Origin of the sequence: Nostoc sp. (assembly GCF_036917355.1) — a bacterium.
Lineage (GTDB): Bacteria > Cyanobacteriota > Cyanobacteriia > Cyanobacteriales > Nostocaceae > Nostoc.
This window is the reverse complement of sequence record NZ_JBALDP010000061.1, coordinates 122510-144624: the sequence shown is the minus strand read 5'-3', so window position 1 is coordinate 144624 and position 22115 is coordinate 122510. Positions and strand designations below refer to the sequence as shown.

Genomic DNA, 22115 nt, shown 5'->3' with positions numbered 1-22115 from the left:
AAAGCTTATGGTGCGAATATTGTAGTTAACCTGTATTACTACGGAAATAAATGACCGTTGAAGAGGCGATCGCACTAGTTGAGCAATTATTAGAACGGGGACGCTTAACAAAAGTTCAAGAAATTGTATTTCGTCAATCTTGGGCAGGACAGACCTACTTAGACATGGCTGTAGAGTCCGATTACGATTGTGGTTACATCAAAGATATTGGTTCGGAATTATGGCGATCGCTCTCTCAAGCTTTAGGAGAAAAAGTTACCAAAAATAACCTGCAAGGAATACTGAAGCGAACCACACAGCTACAAAAGGACACAAACACCTCCTTAAATTTTCAACCCTTCACAAACTGGGGGGAAGCAATCGACGTTTCCCAATTCTATGGACGTACTACTGAATTAGAAACCCTCAGCCAATGGATTGTGAGAGATCGCGCTCGTGTAGTCACACTGTTAGGTATGGGTGGTATCGGCAAAACCGCGCTATCGGTGAAGTTAGCAGAACAATTGCAGGGAGAATTTGAATATGTGATTTGGCGATCGCTCCGGCACGCACCCTTTTTCTACAACAAGGTGACAGACTACATCAAAATCCTTTCTCATCAGCAAGTTACCACATTGCCTGCTTCCCCCCACGAGCAAATTAGTTATTTAATTGAGTACCTCCGCAAATCTCGATGCTTGCTGATTCTGGATAATTTCGACACATTATTGCAGCAAGGTACAGGGACAGGCTGTTACCGTGAGGGCTACGAACCCTACGGTGAACTCCTATGGCGATTGGGAGAGACTGGGCATCAAAGCTGTGTCCTGCTCACCAGTCGGGAAAAACCGACTGAAATCGCCGCCTTGGAAGGTGATGCTTTGCCAGTTCGTACCCTTGCTTTATTAGGATTAGAAGTCGCAGCCGGACAAACAATTTTGACACTCAAAGGGCTATCAGGCTCCGAAGAAGAAACCCGCCAACTAGTTGAGTGTTACCGTGGTAATCCACTAGCTTTAAAAATTGCCGCCACTTCCATTCGGGACTTACATGAAGGCAATATCGCCAGTTTCTTTTCTGAAGGCACAACCGTCTTTAAGGGCATTGCCAATCTTCTAGAGCAGCAATTCAAAAGACTTTCCACCTTAGAGCAGCAAGTGATGTACTGGCTGGCAATTAATCGGGAGAAGCTTTCCTCGACAGAATTGCAAACAGCTTTCACACCAACATTGCCTAAACCTAAGTTAATGTCAGTCCTCGAATCTTTACGCTGGTCTAGCTTCATAGAAAGCAATACTGGAGGATTCACACAGCAACCCGTGGTGATGGAATACGTGACAGACTGCTTGATTGAACAAGTCTGCGAGGAAATAGTCACAGAATCACCACAATACCTGCTGACTCATGTTTTGATGCAAGCTCAGGCAAAAGACTACATCCGCGATAGTCAAATTCACTTAATTGTGCGGCCTATCCTAAATCAGCTACAAATAACCCTTGGTTCTGCTCATCAGCTTGAGCATAAACTTGGCAGACTAGTTAGAAAGCTTCAAAGTGAAGCTATAGATCCAGTTGGGTATGGTGGCGGTAATCTGCTGAATTTACTGACACAATTAGAAACAAATTTAACTGGGTATGATTTTTCGCATCTCACTATCCGTAACTGCGATTTGCGATCGCTCAATTTACATCGGGTAAACTTTAGCCAAACCAACTTTCAAGATTGTGTTTTTGCTGCAACCTTTGGTGGAATTACTAGCGTTGCCTTTAGTCCAGATGGGCACAGCCTTGCGACCAGTGATACAAATGGTGAAATTCATGTTTGGGATATTACCAATAGTAAACAACTCTTTAGCTGTAAAGAACATAATAGTTGGGTCTGGAATATCGCTTTTAGCCCTGTACACCCAGTTTTAGCTAGTTGCGGTCAAGATCATAAAATTAAACTTTGGGATATTACTACAGGAGAATGTTTTAAAACGTTATGCGATCACACTAGCATTGTCACAGCGATCGCATGGAGTCCTGACGGTCAATTCCTTGCTAGTACTAGCTATGACTACACAGTTAAAGTTTGGCATCTAGCCACAGGCAAATGCGTGCAAACTCTAGAAGGACATCATGCTTGTGTGTGGAGTGTAGCTTTTCATCCCGCAGATCAAATTTTAGCAACGGCTGGTGAAGATAACAAAATCAAGCTGTGGGATTTAAAAACTGGATGTTGTGTGCAAAACCTAGAAGGGCATCAGCAATGGGTAAAAGCGATCGCCTTCAGTCCAAAAGGGCAAATATTAGCAAGCGGCAGTTTCGATCAAACTGTGAAACTGTGGGATTTACATACCGGGGTGTGTTTGATAACCTTGCAGGGACACGCAGGAGTTGTCACCTCGGTAGCGTTCAGCCCCAAGGGCGAACAAATGGTAAGTGGCAGCTATGACCAAACCGTGAAGATTTGGGATATAGACACAGGGAAATGTCTGGATACGCTGGAAAAACATACAAATCGGATTTGGTCAGTTGCTTTTCACCCTCAAGGGCACTTAATTGCTAGTGGTGGAGACGATCACGCAGCTAGAGTCTGGGAACTTCAGACTGGACAGTGTACTAAAACCTTCCAAGGACACAGTAATGCTGTTTATGGGATCGCACACAGTTGGCAGCAAAACTTACTTGCTAGTGGACATGAAGATCAGACAATTAAACTCTGGGATGTCAATGCCCCGCAACACTTAAAGCTTGACCTCCAGCCGTTTCGTGTACTACATGGACATAGCAATCGTATTTTCTCTGTTGCCTTCAGTCCCAATGGACAGTTGCTAGCCAGCGCCAGTGCAGATCGGACTATCAAGCTTTGGAGTCCCCATACAGGGCAATGCCTTAAAACCTTACACGGTCATGGTAGTTGGGTCTGGGCAATCGCTTTCAGTTCAGACAGTAATTTTCTTGCTAGTGCTAGCTACGACCATACAATCAAGATATGGGATGTGCGTTCTGGTGAATGTTGGCAAACATTGCAAGGTCATCCTGGTTCTGTGTTGGCGATCGCCTTTAGCCCTGATGGAAAAACTCTCTTCAGCAGTGGCTATGAAAAGATAGTTAAACGCTGGGATATGGAAACAGGAACCTGTCTTCATAGTTGGGAGGCAGACTCCAACCGTGTTTGGGCAGTTGCAGTGAGTCCAGATACTCAATACGTTGCTACTGGTGGTGATGACTGCTTGGTGCGACTGTGGGATATTGAAACAGGGGTTTGTCTGCGTACATTCTCTGGACATACCAGCCAGATACTTTGTATTCTATTCGTCGATAATGGCGATCGGATGATTACCAGTAGTGGCGATCGCACGATCAAAATTTGGAATACACTTACTGGAGACTGCCTTGCAACACTACAAAATCATTTCAATTGGGTCTGGTCGCTTAGTCTAGTCCCAGATGCTCAAACTCTTCTCAGTAGTAGCTGGGATGAAACAATCAACTGTTGGGATATTACTACAGGGGAATGTCGGCAAACGTTAAGACCAGCCCGCCCGTATGAAGGCATGATTATTACCGGGGTGACAGGGTTGACTGAAGCAGAGGTAGCAACTTTAAAAGCTTTGGGTGCGTTAGAAGTAAGTTGATACAGCAGAATTCAGGAGTAAAACACGCTTTATATCTCAATACAGTTCAGAATGAGCAACAAAACCCTCATGTAGAGACGCGATTTATCGCGTCTTGAAAAACCAATTATCCTTAACTGAACCCTATTGCTTTATATCTGGGTAATAGACTTAGCTTGTGTACCTCACTAATTTGAAATCTGCTGTATATATCCCAGTCAACCAGTTCACTTCGTTGAAAAACGTTTCAAATCTTGTAAAACTGCGGTGGCTGATTGATAGCGATCGCTAAAATGATAGCAAACCATCTTATCTAAAATTGCCGCTAATTCTTCGCTGACTGGCGCTGTTTGCCGCCACATCACATTCCCAGTTTCTGGATGTGGGTGGAGTTCTTGCGGTGTTATCCCAGTTATGGCTTGAATAGCAATCATTCCTAAAGCATAAATGTCACTGCATAAGCGGGGATGACCGGCAAATTGTTCTGGAGGTGCATAACCCCGCGTCCCGATGGCTACTGTGGCTAATTCTGTTTGCTCGCTACTCGGCGGTTGCATCAATTTCACAGCCCCAAAGTCAATCAATACCAAGCGATTATTTTGAGCGCATCTAATAATATTAGTCGGTTTGAGATCCCGATGAATCACTCGATGTTGATGAACAAATTCTAGAACTTCTAAAACTTGTTTGAGCATTTCCATCACAAATGATTCGTTTTGGACATTTTGTACGGGTGGTAATTCTTCGCTTAAGGTATGTCCCTCAATATATTGTTGGATTAAATAAAATTCTTGATTATCTTCAAAATAAGCGAGTAGTTCAGGAATCTGATGATGTTTACCCAAAATTTCTAAAATTTCAGCTTCACTATGAAATAATCTGCGAGCGACTTGCAAAAATCGTGCATCTTGACGGGCTGGCATTAACTTTTTAACTACACAAGTAGGATTACCCGGTCGTTGAGTATCTTGTGCTAAATAAGTCCGACCAAATCCACCAGCACCAAGAGTTTGAGAGATTTTGTAGCGTCCACTCAAAAGCAAATCACCCGATTTTATTTCTAGCGAATCAACTGGGGGAGGAAAGTCAACAGACGAGTCGGGAATTGCTGTTTTATCTTCTAAGAGTACATTTAATTGAGCGATCGCTTCTTGTTGTTTTTCAACTTGCAGAACAATCACCTGAGTTTGCCGCTGATTTTGGTAGCTAGTATAAGCGATCGCACATATACTACTGATCGCCAAAGCAAGAGCAGGAGGGATTAACGGCACCCATCCAGCTTGCAAAAACAAAGCAACGCAGATTACTACTAAGCCAAATAGAGTTATCGTTTCCACCACTAGCAAAAGCAGCGGATTTTGCCACCGCCATACGAAAATACCACCTAATAGCGACCAGCCCCATACCCAAATAAGTTCTACCCAGTTTGGCCAATACCAAATCAAGGGTCGCCCATCCAACACTGTACTGATGAGTTGACTTGCTATCTGTGCATGAATAAATAGAGCAGGCATTCTGGCTGGTTGATCTGGCAAAGCGCTGTAGGGCGTATAAAAGCCACCTGGAGGGATATTAGCCGCTGTAGTGCCAATAATTACTAGACGGTCTTTGAATAAACTGGGGTTGACTTGCCCACTAAGAACATCTGTGAGGCTTACTTGGTCGGCGAGGCTGTTGGGGTGACGGTAATTTAATAATATTTGATAGCCTTGTGCATCCAAATGTTGGTAGCCGCCAGAATTAGGTTGTAAACGCACAAACAAGGTTTTACCTAATATAAAATCTCCTTTTTTAGTGAAATCGTATTCAATACCTTGTTTTTCTAGATAATTAATTGCAATTAATGCACCAAATGCAAATGATGTTGTACATTTCTTGTCTGTAGAGTTAGCAAATAATAAAGTGCGGCGGAGACTTTGGTCGTTTTCATTGTCAGCGACCACATCACTAAACCCGACATTATCTATAGCGGCATTCGGCGGCGGGGGAATTTCATCTCTACCCAAACTGCTGAACAAACAGGTAGTGACAATGTTATCTTGATTTTGGAGATTAGCCGCCAAATTATTGTCTTCTGGTCGGAAAAGATATAAACCAACAATTCGCGGTTGATAAGACTCTATTTTCTTTAATAGCTGATTGATTGTCCGCTCTGATAGAGGCCATTTCTCGCGTTTGAGATCGTTATCAGTAATTTTGACTAGCAAAATCCGCCGATCGGGTGCTTCTGCTGGCCGCGATCGCAACATCTGATCGTAAACTCTTAACTCCCAAGGCTGTAACCATTTGAGTTCCCGAACTCCCCAGATAAACGCGGTGGCTCCTATACTGGTAACAAAAATAATTTGTAGCCAACTTTTGCTCTTAGGAGTTTCACGGGAATCCTGAACTTTGACAAAAGGTACGCGGAGTTTTTCTAATAGTCCACTAATCACGGCATTGAGGCGGTAGCCTGAATTGGGTAGATGTTGTAGGCGCAGAAGTCAATTTTGGGAATCTAGGTTAAAAGCTAATTAACCTAAAGCTCCTATTAATGTAGCAATTTACTTGTTAGTTAGAGACTTTGACGTATTCCTACTTTTAAAGCAAGCTTACGCCCAGCGTCAACCATAGAATCAGACAAGCCCTAATCATCTGTTGGAGATGTTTGAGATGTTTGAACATCTTCAACAGGACTGCTAATTGGGAAAGAAATCGGATTAGTAGATGGAGTTAGTGAATCTAACTGAGGTTGTTCAAGTGATGCTTCAATGCTGGAATCAGCAAAATAGGAGCCAACAATCTTATCATAGTTAGAAGCAACAGCTAAAAAAGCGCCACCCAAAATATAGATAGGTAATGGCAGATTAAATTCTTGCAACCAGTCAAACAGTTCTGCTAAGGCAAACAGTACCAAAAAGCAAGCAAGCCAAACCTTCATATTCTTATCCCCTGAATTGAAACAATTCTATTACTAGCTTAAATAGCTTGCATGATAGTTGATGTAATACATAATCACCAACTTACAAGAATGCAGAGGGCAGGGGGGCAGGGGGGCAGAGGAGCAGAGGAGAAAAATGATTTTCGGTACAAGCCCCGCTCCTTGTAGGCGATCTTTTTTACCCTCTGCTCCCCTGCCTTTTCTTGACAACCTCTATAACCTTAGATGGGTGCAGTTAGAGCCATAGCATCTGCTATATTGCATTAGAAAAATCAAAATAACTATTACAGCAGATGGGAGAACCTGGCGAGTCGCTTTTAGCCAAATACTTTTAAAATGAGTGAGAACCTGAGAGCTCAAGAGGTTACTGATTTGCAGCAATATTTGAGCGAACAGCAAGTTGCGCTGCGCGATAGTGAAGCACGCTACCGTTCACTGGCAGAGGCCAGCGCATCCATTGTCTGGAGGGCAGCACCTTGGGGCAATGTTGTTGATGATATTCCAACTTGGCAGGGGTTCACAGGGCAAAGTCCCGAACAATATAAAGGATGGGGTTGGGTTGAGGCACTGCACCCAGAAGATCGTTCATCGATGGTGGAAATTTGGCAACAGGCGTTTCCTACACGCAGTGTTGCAGTTGCTGAGTATCGTGTTCTACGCCATGACGGCGAATACCGTTATATGAATATACGCGGTGTGCCGATACTCGACGAAACAGGCGAAATCCGCGAATGGGTGGGAATGTGTGTCGATATTACCGAACGCAAGCAGGCAGAGGCCAAACTGCGCGAGAGTGAGGCGTGTTTTCGGCTGCTGGCTGAGAATTCAACTGATATTATTTCACGCCACACAGTAGATGGAACTCTTCTATATATTTCACCAGCTTGCTACACAGTACTGGGGTATCAACCAGAGGAGCTAGTCGGTCATCCCAGCCAGGAGTTAGTTCACCCAGACGATTTGGTACAGATTGCCAAGAATTACCCAGTCAATGCCGATTTACCAGATATTTATACCATTACTCACCGTGCGCGTCACAAAGACGGACATTATATCTGGTTGGAAGCAACTATTCGAGCTATTCGCGATCGCCAAACTCAAGCAATTTTAGAAATGCAAGCGTCTTCGCGAGATATTACTAAGCGCAAACAGGTGGAAGAGGAGCAGCGTTTCTTAGCTGAAGCTAGTGGGATTTTGGCTGCATCATTGGACTACGAAATAACCCTAGCAGGTTTGGCGCGTTTAGCAGTGCCGGAAATCGCTGATTGGTGCTTAGTTGATATTATTTGTGACAATCAATTAGTCCGTCGGGTTGCAGCAGCCCATGCCAATCCAGAGAAACAAGAATTGGTAGAACAGTTACAAAATTATCCGCCTGATTTGGCACAAACAGCAGGTATTGCGAAGGTAATACGGACAGGCAAATCACAAATTACTCATTTTATTTCTGAGGAACAGATCCAAGGGTTAACCCATAACGCCAGTCACTTCAAAATCTTGCAAGAACTAAATCCAACATCTGGGATGAGTGTACCGTTAATCCTTCGGGGACGGGTGTTGGGAGCGATGACTTTGGTATCTTCTTCAGGTCGTTTCTACGATACCAAAAGCCTGATGTTAGCTGAGGAGTTGGCTAGCCGGGCAGCGATCGCAGTTGATAATGCCGGACTCTACAGAGAAGCACAGCAATCTCAACAGGCGGCTTTACGCGCAGCATCTCGCATTACCCGTCTGCAAGCGATTACCGCTGCCCTTTCTGAATCTTTAACTCCGACACAGGTTGCTGAAGTAATTGTAGAGCAAGGTATGGCAGCTTTGGGAGCTAGTTCTGTTTTTGTCGCACTACTGACTCAAAGCGGCACTGAATTAGAACTTATTCGAACTGTTGGCGAGCAACAGATAGTAGATTCATGGCGTCGATTCTCGATTAATGCATCCGCGCCACTGGCAGAAACTGTAAGAACTAAGCAGCCTATTTGGCAAGAGCCAACCGAAACAAGGATTGCTCGTTACGCAAATCTTGCCAAGGAATATGCTCAATCCAACTACGGCGCTTGGATTTCGATTCCATTGCTCATCGAGGGACGAGCTATTGGTGGAATGTCTCTAGCTTTTACCGAAATTCAGAAGTTTAATCAAGACGATCGAGCCTTTATGCTGGCACTAGCACAGCAGTGTGCTCAAGCGATGGAACGTGCCCGCCTATACGAGGCAGAGCAAACCGCCCGGAAAGCAGCAGAAAATGCCAACCGGATAAAAGATGAGTTTCTGGCAGTACTTTCTCACGAATTGCGATCGCCACTCAACCCAATTTTAGGATGGGCAAAGCTTCTCCAAACCAAAAAACTTGATGAAAAGACAATTCCTCAAGCGCTGAAGACTATTGAGCGAAATGCGAAATTACAGGCTCAACTGATTGAAGATTTACTGGATATCTCCCGGATTTTACAAGGTAAAATCAGCTTGAATATTTACCCAGTCGATCTGACATCTGTGATTTCCGCAGCAATGGAGACAGTACGGCTATCAGCAGAAGCTAAATCAATAGAGATGCACATCAGCCTGGAACCAAATTTGGGACAAGTTTTGGGAGACTCCAACAGATTGCAGCAAATCGTTTGGAACTTGCTCTCAAATGCGGTTAAATTTACACCAGAAGGCGGACGGGTTGATATTCGACTATCATCGTGTTCTAATTTCAACTCAGCACCCAGCACTCATAACTCAGCACTGATTCAAGTTAGCGACACAGGGAAAGGTATCGACCCAAATTTTCTGCCTTACGTGTTTGAATATTTTCGCCAAGAGAATAGCAGTACCACCAGAAAATTTGGTGGATTGGGGTTAGGATTAGCGATCGTCCGTCACTTAGTCGAACTGCATGGTGGGACAGTCCAAGTAGAAAGTGATGGCGAAGATCGGGGGGCGACTTTTACTGTCAGACTACCGTTAATCCAAAATCAATTAGAGATTAAACAAGACAGTAGCAATTCTGAGCCATCTTCAAATTTAAATGGTGTCAAAATTTTAGTAGTGGATGATGATACAGATACGCGAGAATTTATTGTCTTCTTACTGGAGCAGTATGGGGCAAATGTAACAGCAGTAACATCAGCCAATGAAGCCTTAGCTGCTTTAGCCCAATCCTTGCCAGATATACTTTTAAGTGATATTGGAATGCCAGAAGTGGATGGATGTATGTTCATGCGACAGTTGAGAACACTGCCACCAGAGCAGGGAGGAAAAATTCGAGCGATCGCGCTTACCGCCTATGCTGGAGAAATGAATGCTCAACAAGTGCTAAGAGCCGGATTTAACAAGCATATTGCCAAACCAGTAGAGCCGAGCGAGTTAGTAGATGCGATCGCTAACTTAATCGCTGAATAAACAAAGAGTCAGAATTCCGAATTTATTTTCCACTGATGAGTGTTTCGGGAGTAATAGCTGCATATTCTTGAGGCGTGAGCAGTGCTTCTTTAACATCAATCTTTTTGGGTAAGATTTTTTCGTTATAGAATAAATCAGCAACACTTTGCTGGGCTTGCATTAGTTTTGGAGTAATTCCTCTTAAGCGATAAGTAGCACGGCTAGAAATTACTTCCTGAATAGGTAAATCAATTTTAAGTACAGGTGCTATGAGTTTAGCTACTTCTTTACGATTCGCTTCTGCCCATTGACCATTTTTGTCAATTTCTTCTAAAATGATCCGAACTAATTCAGGATTGTCCTTAGCAAATTCTCGCGTTCCTACATAGTATCCGCCTGGAGTACCGATATTTGTCGCATCTCTCAGCACACGCGCACCGTGGAGTTTTTCTACCAAAGCTAAATGAGGATCGCCAGTTACCCAAACTGGAATAGTGCCTTGAATAAATGCACCACGAGCTTCGACATTGGGCATACTCAAAACTTGAATATCACTATATTTTAAACCTACTTCTTTTAAGGCTTGGATGATAAAATAGTGAGAAGCAGAACCTTTTTGAAAGACTACTTTTTGACCTTTGATATCAGCTAATTTTTTAATTGGAGAGTTTTTTGGAACTGCGATCGCGCTACCTTTACCAGAATTAGGGCCAAGTCTTCTCCCAGCCAAATAGATAATTCTGGCACCCGCAGCTTGGGCAAAGATCGGAGGAGTTTCTCCAACTGAGCCAATATCAATTTTGCCCACATTCATAGCTTCCATGAGTTGTGGCCCTTGAGCAAATTGTGACCACTCTACTTTCAAACCCAAAGGCTCCAAACGTTTTTCTAAAACTCCTCTGACTCTAACTAAATCACCAGAGCTTTGATATCCTATTCGCAGTAATTTTGTTTTAAAAGTTATAGTCTTAGATCCTACTGGTTCTGCTTTCGGTTCAGTTCCTATATTTGTGTTAGATACAGTTGACGTACAACTGATTAAAGTAGTAGATAAAGCTACAAAACCAGGTATTACAAATAAGGAGAATTTACTGATTAGTGTTTTCTTAGATTTAACTAAATTTTGAAACATTTTTGCACCTCAGCTTTTGATTAAATACTGATATAAAAACATTAGCGAAAAGCTTAACTTTTCCAATTACTAAAGTTGTTCGTGTACTCCCAGTCAGAAGCAAGCTAAACGCAGCCTCTCGTAGAGCGCGTCTTGATTCTGAATTCTTATTCAATTACTTATTAAATTTAATTGAATCAGGTGTAAATGCTGCATATTCTTCTGGAGTAAGTACTCCATCTTTGACATTAACCTTTTTTGGTAAAAGTCCTTGTGCATAGCATAAATCAGCTATTTATTGTTTTTTTAACAACTTCATCGGTTATTGGTAGCAGACCATATACTGCTTTACTATGAATCGTTTTGAGAGTAAGTACATCAATACCAACGTCACCCGTTTCAAGTTTTGCTAACTTGATTGCAGCGGTTTATTGCTGCTAGACAAATTTAGCCTTTACAAAGATTTTAAAAGCCCCATAATATTTTTCTAGTTAAATTTAATAGTTTTCGTTGTAGCGCTTTTAAGGAGGTGCTAACAACTATCATTTTCAGTCTAGAGTCTATCAAGTTTGGTCTAGAAATAAAGTATTCATTAACACTTGTTTTTAAACAAAAAATATTTTTTACTATTTGTGATTTACAAGCATAGAGTATGATATTTAGACAAGTTTTATTGGTCAAAAGTCTAGAATAACTCTTGACTCTTGACCAATAAAAGGTATATTTAAATGCCCATTAGCTTAATCTTCTGAGCTATAAATTCTAAAAAGGACGACTACCTGCAAGGCTAACCCGCTTTAATACTCGTCGCTCATTTGGATCAAATGCTTGACGGTAATGCAAGGTAGCTTGATTATCCCAGTAGACAATATCACCTACTGACCATTTGTGTTGGTAGTAGAACTTGGGTTGAGTTAGATGTTGTCTCAACTGTTCAATCAGTTTAGATCCTTCTTCCGGCTCTAACCCGACAATTTCCACTTCTGTAGCAGCATCTAAGTAAAGATGCTTTTTACCACTTTCTGGATGTGTCCTAACTAAAGGATGGGGAAAGATCGGACTGATTAAAGGAATAGTTTTGTCTAAACGATACAAAGAGCGGGGTGCATTCCGATCTCGTAAAAATGGGTTGTAGGTAATTAGCTGTAAATCTGCAATCCGTTCTTTGGTGGCTTCATCTAATGCCTCATAGGCCAAATTGGTATTTAACCAATAAGTATCTCCACCATGAGTTGGTATTTCCAAAGCATAAAGAAGCGAACCACTAGATGGGGTAGGAGTCCATTTGTGATCGGAATGGAAAGTTAATTCTCCAGTACCGGTATAGCCACCATCAACATTGGAAATCGGAATCACCACCGGAGTTTCTCCTGGTTTAGAAGCCAATACTGGAGTTTCATCAGATGGTACAAAGAGTGCGCCAAAGTATAGAGAAAAGTTTAAAAGTTCTTTATCGGAGAGCTTTTGGTCTTTGAAAATTAAGATGTGGCGATCGCGCAGAGCTTCTTTAAGTTGTAATATAATTTCAGGTGCGATCGGTTGACTGGCATCCAGATCGGTAACTATGGCTCCCAAAGGAGCATCGATAGACCTAATTTTAACCTTTGTCAAAGTCGAGGTAGACATAATATTCTCCTGAATTTTAGTTTCTTTTTGGGGATAACTACTTATTCGCTAACACGTCTGAGGGAGTAATTTTGGCGTACTCTTCAGGTGTCAGGAACCCGTCTCTAACATTCACCTTCTTGGGGATAAGTCCTAAGCTGTACCACTTATCTGCAACTTCCTGTTGCTTGGTAATAGTTTTATCAGTGATTGGTCGCAGTCCATAGTCATATTTTTTATGCATTATTTCTAGAGTTGGTGGATCTAACTGAGTCACAGGAGCAAGCAGTTGTGCAACTTCTTTGGGATGATCCTTAGTCCAAATCTCTGCCTTTTCTAACTCCTCTAGAAACACTTTGATAACATCAGGATGAGCCTGATAAAATTGGCGTGAAGTTGAATAAAAGTTGCCAGTATCCCGCAATTTACCACCATCGGCTAAAACACGAGCTATTTTATTTTGTACATTTCTGGTAGCAAATGGCTCCCAAATATACCAAGCATCCACCTTGTTCTGACTAAATGCCGCATTTGCATCGGGCGGTGCTAAAAAAACTGATTGGACATCGCTCAGTTTCAGCCCTGCATCTTCTAACGCTTTAACTAATAAGTAGTGACCGATGGAGGCTTTCTGAAAAGCTACTTTTTTACCCTTCAAATCAGTAACACTTTTAACCGGAGAGTTGACAGGAACTAAAAGTGAAATAGCTTTACCACTAGGGCGTGTAGTAGCTAGATAAACAAGAGGCGCTCCGGCTGCTTGTGAAAAGATAGGAGGCGATTCGGCTGTAGATGCGATATCTAATCCATTGGCATTCAAGGCTTCTAGCTGTTGTGGCCCAGCAGCAAATTCAGCCCACTGTACTTTAAAACCCAGAGGCTCTAATCGCTTTTCTAAGGAACCCTGTTTTTCTAAAACTGCTAAAGCAGAAAGTTGTTTTGAACGTACAATCCGCACTACTTGCTTCTCAGTTGACTTCTGTGTAGTGCTAGATGCAGCTACCGACTCAGGGGAAGCTGATGACTGCTGAGTGTTATTTTTGGCTTCACCACAACTCGATAAGACTGTCGATAGCATTAAGCAGTAGCCCAGAGCAAATAACAAGGAACGACGCGTTGTTCTCTGGTTTTTTCTGAATTCAAACTTTCCTTTTAAAGCTGGCATGGGTTGTTATTTTTATTCCTCGGTCGGTGGTTGAAACGATTATGATTAATTTCGAATGAAATAATCACAAGAACTCTCATAATAAGAGAGGAGAGTTTGGTTAATCCTGAATTCTGTTAGCGTAGTGGGGCGTAGCTCATTCTGAATTCTCTTTTAATAAATCAACTCTTAGGTTTCCATACTGCATCTTTGATTTGAAAAGTTTTAGGAATCAGCTTTTGACTGTAGAAAAGTTCAACTACTTGCTGTTGTTCAGCGACAAATTCATCAGTTATATCAAACACCCCTAAGATAGGTCGTCTCTCTAAAGCCCATTTCCAGACTCCTGGTTCTTGTCTAGTTTGCGCTGCCAATAAACTAGCAACTTCATTGGGGTTAGCTTTAGCCCATTCTTCTACTTTTCTTTGTTCTTCCAAAATTACCTTCACTAAGTCGGGGTGATTTTCAGCAAAATTGCGTGTAGCGATATAGTAGGCTCTTTGGGGAGCGACATCAGAACCTTTGGCTAGTACTCGTATTTCATTTGCTCGCTCTTTCCGAGCGTAAAACGGATCGCTAGTAGGTAAAACATCAACTCTGGCACTTTCAAAAGCAACCTGACTTTCTGGAATAGTCAGGTAAACAGGTTGAATATCATTGAGAGTTAATCCGGCACTTGCTATAGCTTTCAAAAGTAAATATTGCAGAGCCGTTCCTTTTTGGATCGCAACTTTTTTACCCTTGAGTTCCGCAAGAGTTTTGATTGGTGAATCTTTACGGACAATAACTGCTTGAGCGCCTGCGTTGGAGCCAGTTGCAGCAACATAAACAATGGGATTATTACCAGCTTGAGCAAAAATCGGTGGTAAGTTTCCAACGTTGCCAATATCAACACTGTTTGCGGCCATTGCTTCCATCATTGGCGGGCCGCCCCGAAATTCTATCCACTTGATAGCAATGCCATCAGCAGCAAAGCGCTTTTCCAAATAGCCCTGAGCTTTGAGTAGGTTTAGACCTGGTGTACCACTCTGATGACCAATATTAATAACCTCTAGTTTTTTTGAGCTTGCAGTAGTTGGCTCAACTTGGGAACTATTGTTTTGCGTGCTTGGAGAGCTACAGCCTGTAACTAACAGAAAAGTCGTAAACGCCAGCAAAAAATAACGAGCTATATTCGCAGGCAACCATGACTTTCTGTAGCTGATGAACATGATTCAATGTAATTTCTTGAGGTAAGTGGATATTTCTATTTTTTATTTTGTTAGACTGAATTTTATTGGTAATTCAGATTTAAAAAGTAGACAATCGGTCTTTAAAGACGCGATGCATTGCATTTCTACAAGGGTTTTGTTGCTCATTCTGAAATATATTGGTTAGAGATACTCTGACCACTTTTATAAAAACTATTTTTATCATGTTTACATGTCATGGAGAACATTTTTTTAATAAATAAAAATAATTTTTGGGAATGTCTAAAATAGAAAAGAGAGTGGGTAATACCCACCCTATAACGACTCGAGGAACTGAGAATTTAAGAGTTGAGAGGGGAAAATTTAGGAAGTGGAGTGAGAAGGGCCCACTCCAGGGTCGTGCTAGTGGAAGATTGAAATTTGTGGCGTTTTGATTCTGAATTATTCTTCAATCATGTTCAATTTTGCTAGTGCTTCCAAGCGACTAAAATTGTAGCTTTGAGTTCTTCTGTAAAATGTCCAGACGGTTCAACTGCTAGTAGCGCTTCTCTAAGATCCTTTTCAAATGCTGGGGCGTCATCACCATAGAAAATTTTCAGAGAGAAGGCTGTAGTGTATAAATAGCCGAGATAGCTATCAACAGTCCAAGATTTTTCAAATGGCACTTCATAGGTTTCTTGACGAGCAAAAGCCGAATTACCAATTAGGACTTCATGGGGAGGATCGACTGGCTTACGAATGCCTTGTCCTCGTTGTCCAGTCCGCCGCTCATCACCTAGCCATTTTTTCACTACTCCAACAGCAGCTTGTTTCCAAGGTAAATTGCTTTCCCAAGGGTTATCACCAGTGTTAAGCAGTGCTAGTCCACCATCATCAGTTAGCAATTCATAAAGGCGCTCAAGCACTAGTTCGCGTTCCATCCAGTGGAAGGCTCTACCAATGGTGGTTAACTTAAATTTCCCTAAACTAGAGTCGATTAACTCTGCCCCTTGTTCTAACCAAGTAATATTATTTGCTCCGACTGCTGCTGCTTGCCGTTTAGCTTCTGCAATCATTTCGGGATCGGGATCGATCGCAACAACTTCCTCAAATTTGGTTCGCAGAGGAATGGAAATTAATCCTGGGCCAGTACCTAAATCAAGGAGTCGTCCTTGACCATTGAGATTAAATATTTCGGCTAGTTTATCGAATACAACCGATGGGTATTTGGTTCTATATTGAGCGTAGCCTTCTGCGGCTCCCTCAAATAAACTTGGGTCGTAGGTAGGAAGTGTTTTGAGTTGAGTCATATCTATTTTGGATTTTGGATTTTGTAGAGACGCGATTCATCGCGTCTTTGGGGATAAAGGTGGAGAGAGAAATAACCAATGCCCTAAGAATATTGGGTGATGACAGGTAGTTGATCGTTGAGTACCCAATCGCCGATCGCACGCAATTTGTAGTCCACAGGATCGTGGAGGGTAAAGGTTCGCAAATCCCGCCAATAACGGTCAAATCCATATTTGGTTGCTGTGGCGCGAGTTCCCGTAACTTCAAAGATGCGGTTGGTAATATCTATACCTACACGGGTAGCTAATGCTTTGGCTGCGGAAACTGCGATCGCTACTTCTCCCCTTTCTTGATGAGTCAGCGCTACATCCTTGTCCCACGCTGCTTGCACTTTTTCGGCTGCTTGGTCGGCTAGAGCGATCGCAGCTTGAATTTCAATCCAAAAGTCTCCGTAATGATGCAGAATATATGGGTCTTGAGTAGCACTATCTACCCCCGATGTAATCCACGGTTGAGTAGTAGTTTTAGTGTATTCACGAGCGGCGGCGAAGGCTCCTTTAGTAATTCCCAGATAAACGTTAGTTTTTGTTAGCTGGGCAATAATCCCAAGGAAGGTTGAGAAGGCACTATCATGGGGATTTGGTGGCCCCAAAATCTCATCTTTTTCTACTAAAACATTGTTAAATGTATAACTACCACTATCAGTGCGACGTTGCCCAATATTATCCCAATCTTGATTGGAAACTAACCCTTCCCTGTCTTTGGGAATTATGAATATGAAGGGCAATTCTACACCATCTTCTAAAGCGGAGAATACCCGATAATCGGCAACGGAAATACCTGTACCAAAGCTTTTAATACCATTAACCCGAAAATTCTCACCTTCTGGATTAATTTTCAGTCTAGTATCCTTTGTATTAATAGCATTTGCCCAAAATAAGTTATTTTTAGCAGTTTCTCTATAATATTTTTCCTTTTGGGCTGGTGTGCCGGAAACGTGACCCAAAGCCGTCAAATTTAGATGATTACCATACAACTGACCTATTGAACCATCTGCTTTTGATAGCTTTCTGACAATTTTTAAAGCATCAATCCAAGTTGCACCAATTCCACCATATTGCTTCGGTACAACCAGTGGTAACAAACCACTCTCACGCAGTTTATTAATTTCTTGTTCTGGAATTCCAGCTTTAGCATCCCGTTCAACTGCGGATTGAGCAAGTTCCTTGGATAGAGAAGTTGCTAGGTCAACGTAATCCTTTGGTTTTGTAATATCTAGCACCATAATCAAATCATCCTTGGTATTGTTTCGGCAGTAGGCAGCGATCGGACACAGAATTTAGGAGAAATGTAGAGTGGGCAAGGCCCACGCTACAAGTGAACAGAGGAAATGGAACATGGAACGTTGTAATTGTCCTTTGTCATTAGTCCTACCCTGTGGGAAGCCGCTGGTGCGTCTATGTCCTTTGGAAATGACTAATGACTAATGACAGTTATTTTTTAGCAGCCAGATATTCGTTGGCGGCTTTCTCAACACCTGTACCCTTGAAGAAGTCTTGATTGAGACTGGTGTACAACTCCAAGGGATGGATTGAGAGAAAGTAGCGGAGGTCTTCTTCGGTAATGATTTCGCGTTCTGCCATTGAGTAGGCGTTGGCTGTAACGGCGGTAATATCTGGCACATCCCAGTGACCGGAATCTGAACCCAAGAATGCTTTAACTCTGTCCCCAAATGGATTAGCTGCACGATTAAATGCTTGGCTTACACGGGTATCGTCTGATTCTGTACCGAAGTAGAAATGATTCAAGAAGCGATCGCGCACATCTTCTGGCTTCTCAATTCCCGCTAGTTCAAATTCGTCGAGTTCGCCCGGATTTTCTGGTGCTAATAGTTGATGGTGGAATCCTAAACCGTCACCAATTTTATCTAAGCGTCCATCTACCAGTTCGCCACCGTAGCGAGTGTACAACTCTACTAATGCTTCCTTGTCGATAATAGCAGGGTTGTTATTTGACAACAGATGTTGTTTATTACGGGTTTCCCAGTGCCAAATAATATCAGCGTATAGACTAGCACCCCAAGCTGAACCACCTTCTAAGAAGGCAAACTTTAATTGTGGGAAGCGGCGGGTAACTCCACCAAAGAACAGCGATTTGCATAATGCTTCTGCTGCAAAGGCAAAGTGATTAATGTGATTGTACTGGGCGTTGGTGACAGAACGCTGTGTTGTCCAACCTTGGCTAGAAGCGTGAGTTGTGGGTACAACTTTCAGTTCTACGCACTTAGCCCAGAATGGATCGTAATCATACTCACTATCTAAGCCAAAGTTATCAATCCAAACCACTTCGTTAGCCACTTCTTTGCCATACTTCTCAAAGGCAGGAATTGGACGACGGACGTAACCTGGGATTTGAATTGCTTTGAGTCCCAAAACATTCACCGCATATTCCAATTCTTCAATCCCTTCTTCGGGAGTATGTAGGGGGATGGCGGCAATGGGTGTTAAGCGATCGCTATAAGGGCGGAAAATATCAGCATGGTAGGTATTAACTGCCCGACAAACAGCCCGCCGCATTTCTTCGTTGCCGATATTTGGGGCCATTGTTGCCAAGTTGGGATAGACAACGGCAAAGTCTGTACCTGCTTCTTCCAAGCGTTCGTGCAGCAACTTGGGTAAGCTAATGGTAGCCAAATTCAAAGTATTTTTTGTGGGACGACCCCACCAGTTAGGACGATTGGTGCGATAAGCAAAACGTTCTTCCCAACTTTGCTTGTACCACTTAAAACGGGAAGATCCTGGTAAATTTTCTTTGAAACGTTCGACAAGTGCAGTTCCACCAACTTGTTCTAAATAATCCAAGACTGCTGGTTCAAATTCTTGGGTATGTACATCGGTGTCAACGATCGGATAACCAAGTTTTTCGCGAATTTGAGCAGACCTGGTTTTTTGTGGACGGTCTAGAGCAATCGTCATGATAGTTCACCCTAAATTATTCAAATTGTTTATGGGGATTGGCAAAGACGCAGAATCAATCCTTTGTAGAGACGGCGATTTATCGCGTCTCTTACCTTAATTTCCCAGCCAGAAATTCATCCGCGGTTTTCTCAACAGCCGTACCTTTAAAAAAGTCACGATTCAGGCTGGTGTACAACTCTAAGGGATGAATTGATAGAAAATATTGCAAATCTTCTTCGGTGATAATTTTGCGTTCTACCATTGAATAGGTATTAGCAGCGATCGCAGTAATATCAGGTACATCCCAGTGACCAGAATCAGAACCCAAAAATGCTTTAACGCGATCGCCATAAGGATTAGCTTTGCGGTTAAAAGCTTGAGCTACACGGGTATCATCTGATTCTGTGCCGAAGTAGAAATGATTCAAGAAGCGATCGCGAATATCCTCTGGCTTGGTAACTCCTGCAACGGCGAATTCATCTAAATCACCTGGTTCTAGGGGAGATAATAACTCAGCGTGGAAACCTAAACCGCTACCTAGCCGATCCAAGCGACCGTGTACTAGTTCGCCACCATAACGGGTATAGAGTTCTAGCAGTTCTTCGCGATCGATATTGGCGGGATTGTTATTTTCCACCAAATGGTCTTTATTGCGGGTATCCCAATGCCAAATCAAATCGGTGTACAAACTAGCACCCCAAGCTGCACCTCCTTCTAAGAAAGCAAACTTGAGTGTGGGGAAACGGTGAGTTACACCACCAAAGAACAGAGATTTACATAGTGCTTCCGCAGCCGATGCAAAGTGACCAATATGGTTGTATTGGTAATTGCTAATGGAACGCCGATTGATCCAGCCCATACCGGAAGAGTGGGTAGTGGGTACAACTTTCAGTTCTACGCATTTCGCCCAGAAGGGATCGTAATCATATTTACTATCCAAGCCAAAAGTATCAATCCAGATGGCTTCGTTGGCTACTTCTTCGCCATACTTCTCAAAGGCGGGAATCGGGCGGCGGATATGGCCGGGGATTTGAATGGCTTTGAGTCCTAGTACTTTCACGGCATATTCCAATTCTGCGATCGCCTCTTCGGGCGTATTCATCGGGATGGCAGCAATGGGTGTTAAGCGATCGCTATAAGGGCGGAAAATATCAGCGTGATAAGTGTTAGCTGCCCGACAAACAGCCCGCCGCATTTCTTCATTCCCGATGTGTGGAGCCATCGTTGCCAAGTTGGGGTACACAACGGCAAAGTCTGTACCAGCTTCTTGCAAGCGTTCGTGCAACAACTTTGGCAAACTAACGGTAGCTAAATTTAAAGCGTCGTTAGTGGGACGAGTCCAGAAAGGAGGGCGGGCGGTGCGGTTAGCGCGACGTTCATCCCAAGATTGTTTAAACCATTTAGAGCGAGATGCACCGGGTAAGTGTTCTTGAAAGCGCTCTGCGATCGCAGTTCCAGCAACTTGCTCTAAATAGTCCAAGAATGCTGGGGGAAACTCTTGGGTATGCACATCGGTGTCAACGATCGGATAACCAAGTTTTTCACGAATTTGAGCGGACTTAGTTTTTCTGGGACGGTCTAGTGCAATAGTCATAGATTCTACCTTGATTTTTCAATTGGATTGGGTAGATAGTCAATGCTGATTCAAAAGGTTGTTTACTCTCTTCTCAACAGCAATTCTTTTGAAGAAGTTGGGATTTTTCTTTATATGTGGCGTGATTAGTAAAGATAAAATCTCGAAAATCAGCTTTACTGAATAATTTCCTTCTCCATAAATTCTCTCTGCGTCGCGCCAGTTGCTTCAAGTCGGGGAACCCGACCAACGCGCTGGCTTCTCTGCGCCTCTGTGGTAGCCTTCGGCAAGCCGCTTTGCGTCTACGTTAAAAAAACTTTAATCAACAAGATAAATAAAATTAACGCGGCTGTTCTTTAGCAACCCAATCTGTTAATTTAAAGTCGGACTTTGCTAAACCCTGCGAGACTAAAAATTTCTTCGTCCCCTCTAAAAGTTTCACGCCTTCGGCTGGTAATGGTTCTTCTGAAACTTGTCTGAGCGGGTACGATATTTTTATGATATCGAGAGGATATTTAGTAGTTTGAGCATGGTACTGATAATATTCTTCAGAATTCGCTTTTAAATCCTTAGCTGCTTCTGTGAGAATTGCATTAAATTTCTGCGGGAAATCAGGCTGTTTCGCTAAAAAGCTTTCGGTTGCGACAACTAATGATGTCCCTGACAAACCCTGATGATTTGCTGAAGAATCAATCACTGGAAACCCTTGCGATTTCAAAAAAGGCCCTAGATCGCTTGAGGTTGCATAAGCTGCGACATCACCACGTTCTAAAGCCGCTTTTGCTTCAGTGGTCATTAAGTGAACAACTTTTACATCTTTGGCAATTTTAGCTTCAGCTAATAGACCCAGCAGGTATCTATGCATATAAGAACCTTTTTGAGTAGCTATTTTTTGACCTTTCAGTTCAGCAAGCGATCGCGCACCATTCTTTTTCGCCACTAACCAAGCGGTTGTATTAAATTGACTGATCCGCAATAGCCGGGTTTCTTGACCCCTTGCTCTCAAAACTATGGCTGGTGTATCGCCTAAAGAGCCAACATCTAATTGTCCGGCAACAAGCGCCTCATTTAGATCCGGCCCGTTAGGAAATCTTGCAAAAGTAATGTTTTTAAATCCTGCTTTTTGCAACTCACGATTTAAAATTCCCTTTTTCTTTGCCCAACCAAGTGCTCCTGTAGGTTCTGAACTACCTACATAACCTATACGTAGTGTAGAAATATTCTTAGATGCAGCAACAGTGTTATTGACATTAACAGCCTCAATGGATTGAGCAGATTTATTTTCGCCTTCGCTACATCCTGTAGTTAGTAGCAGTAGGACACAAGCCACTGAAGTTGATAATCTGGAAGTAAATTTATTTTTACTGATATAACCTGTTCCTACTGAAAACAACAGCAT

The 22115-nt window shown here is 42.7% G+C and carries 13 protein-coding genes; 2 read left to right on the top strand and 11 right to left on the bottom strand.

Going from position 1 to position 22115, the window contains the following annotated elements; genetic code table 11:
- Nucleotides 1-50 precede the first annotated feature (50 nt).
- On the top strand, nt 51-3602 hold the full coding sequence (locus V7K53_RS17800; protein WP_335198799.1) for an NB-ARC domain-containing protein: 3552 nt from the start codon (nt 51-53) through the stop codon (nt 3600-3602).
- A gap of 206 nt (nt 3603-3808) precedes the next feature.
- On the opposite strand, the gene V7K53_RS17795 is transcribed toward V7K53_RS17800, so the two are convergent.
- Together V7K53_RS17795 and V7K53_RS17790 are read right to left on the bottom strand one after the other, a co-directional pair.
- A complete protein-coding gene (locus V7K53_RS17795; protein ID WP_335198798.1) occupies nt 3809-6016 on the bottom strand; it encodes a CHASE2 domain-containing protein in 2208 nt (735 codons plus the stop codon).
- A gap of 191 nt (nt 6017-6207) precedes the next feature.
- Complete coding sequence (locus V7K53_RS17790; RefSeq protein ID WP_335198797.1) at nt 6208-6501, bottom strand: hypothetical protein; 294 nt, start codon at nt 6499-6501, stop codon at nt 6208-6210.
- A gap of 336 nt (nt 6502-6837) precedes the next feature.
- Here V7K53_RS17790 and V7K53_RS17785 point away from each other — a divergent pair, with 336 nt between their 5' ends.
- A complete protein-coding gene (locus V7K53_RS17785; RefSeq protein ID WP_335198796.1) occupies nt 6838-9888 on the top strand; it encodes a hybrid sensor histidine kinase/response regulator in 3051 nt (1016 codons plus the stop codon).
- A gap of 22 nt (nt 9889-9910) precedes the next feature.
- Here V7K53_RS17785 and V7K53_RS17780 read toward each other — a convergent pair whose 3' ends face one another.
- From V7K53_RS17780 to V7K53_RS17740, 9 genes are all read right to left on the bottom strand, one after another.
- The gene (locus V7K53_RS17780) at nt 9911-10999 is read right to left on the bottom strand and encodes a sulfonate ABC transporter substrate-binding protein (protein WP_335198795.1); all 1089 of its coding nucleotides are present in this window, start codon (nt 10997-10999) and stop codon (nt 9911-9913) included.
- A gap of 741 nt (nt 11000-11740) precedes the next feature.
- Entirely contained in the window at nt 11741-12604 is an 864-nt protein-coding gene (locus V7K53_RS17775) for a TauD/TfdA dioxygenase family protein (protein ID WP_335198794.1), read from the bottom strand.
- Nucleotides 12605-12641: 37 nt separating this feature from the next.
- A complete protein-coding gene (locus tag V7K53_RS17770) occupies nt 12642-13748 on the bottom strand; it encodes an aliphatic sulfonate ABC transporter substrate-binding protein (RefSeq protein WP_335198793.1) in 1107 nt (368 codons plus the stop codon).
- A gap of 161 nt (nt 13749-13909) precedes the next feature.
- Nucleotides 13910-14938: an aliphatic sulfonate ABC transporter substrate-binding protein gene (locus tag V7K53_RS17765; RefSeq protein WP_335198792.1), complete on the bottom strand. Its 1029-nt coding sequence runs from the start codon at nt 14936-14938 to the stop codon at nt 13910-13912.
- A gap of 446 nt (nt 14939-15384) precedes the next feature.
- The gene (locus V7K53_RS17760) at nt 15385-16206 is read right to left on the bottom strand and encodes a class I SAM-dependent methyltransferase (RefSeq protein ID WP_335198791.1); all 822 of its coding nucleotides are present in this window, start codon (nt 16204-16206) and stop codon (nt 15385-15387) included.
- Between the two features lie 83 nt (nt 16207-16289).
- A complete protein-coding gene (locus V7K53_RS17755) occupies nt 16290-17471 on the bottom strand; it encodes an acyl-CoA dehydrogenase family protein (protein WP_335198790.1) in 1182 nt (393 codons plus the stop codon).
- 208 nt (nt 17472-17679) lie between these two features.
- Nucleotides 17680-19161 (bottom strand): amidohydrolase family protein, encoded by a 1482-nt coding sequence (locus V7K53_RS17750; RefSeq protein WP_335198789.1) that lies wholly within the window; start codon nt 19159-19161, stop codon nt 17680-17682.
- A gap of 91 nt (nt 19162-19252) precedes the next feature.
- Nucleotides 19253-20737 carry an amidohydrolase family protein gene (locus V7K53_RS17745; RefSeq protein ID WP_335198788.1) on the bottom strand — a complete coding sequence of 495 codons (1485 nt, stop codon included), beginning with the start codon at nt 20735-20737 and terminating at the stop codon, nt 19253-19255.
- A 319-nt stretch (nt 20738-21056) separates the two neighbouring features.
- A complete protein-coding gene (locus V7K53_RS17740; RefSeq protein ID WP_335198787.1) occupies nt 21057-22115 on the bottom strand; it encodes an ABC transporter substrate-binding protein in 1059 nt (352 codons plus the stop codon).

Coding starts and splice junctions, on each gene's coding strand:
- V7K53_RS17775 (WP_335198794.1), bottom strand. CDS start 12,604: ATGTCTACCTCGACTTTGACAAAGGTTAAAATTAGGTCTATCGATGCT.
- V7K53_RS17770 (WP_335198793.1), bottom strand. CDS start 13,748: ATGCCAGCTTTAAAAGGAAAGTTTGAATTCAGAAAAAACCAGAGAACA.
- V7K53_RS17760 (WP_335198791.1), bottom strand. CDS start 16,206: ATGACTCAACTCAAAACACTTCCTACCTACGACCCAAGTTTATTTGAG.
- V7K53_RS17740 (WP_335198787.1), bottom strand. CDS start 22,115: ATGCTGTTGTTTTCAGTAGGAACAGGTTATATCAGTAAAAATAAATTT.
- V7K53_RS17750 (WP_335198789.1), bottom strand. CDS start 19,161: ATGACGATTGCTCTAGACCGTCCACAAAAAACCAGGTCTGCTCAAATT.
- V7K53_RS17800 (WP_335198799.1), top strand. CDS start 51: ATGACCGTTGAAGAGGCGATCGCACTAGTTGAGCAATTATTAGAACGG.
- V7K53_RS17765 (WP_335198792.1), bottom strand. CDS start 14,938: ATGTTCATCAGCTACAGAAAGTCATGGTTGCCTGCGAATATAGCTCGT.
- V7K53_RS17790 (WP_335198797.1), bottom strand. CDS start 6,501: ATGAAGGTTTGGCTTGCTTGCTTTTTGGTACTGTTTGCCTTAGCAGAA.
- V7K53_RS17785 (WP_335198796.1), top strand. CDS start 6,838: ATGAGTGAGAACCTGAGAGCTCAAGAGGTTACTGATTTGCAGCAATAT.
- V7K53_RS17745 (WP_335198788.1), bottom strand. CDS start 20,737: ATGACTATTGCACTAGACCGTCCCAGAAAAACTAAGTCCGCTCAAATT.
- V7K53_RS17755 (WP_335198790.1), bottom strand. CDS start 17,471: ATGGTGCTAGATATTACAAAACCAAAGGATTACGTTGACCTAGCAACT.
- V7K53_RS17780 (WP_335198795.1), bottom strand. CDS start 10,999: ATGTTTCAAAATTTAGTTAAATCTAAGAAAACACTAATCAGTAAATTC.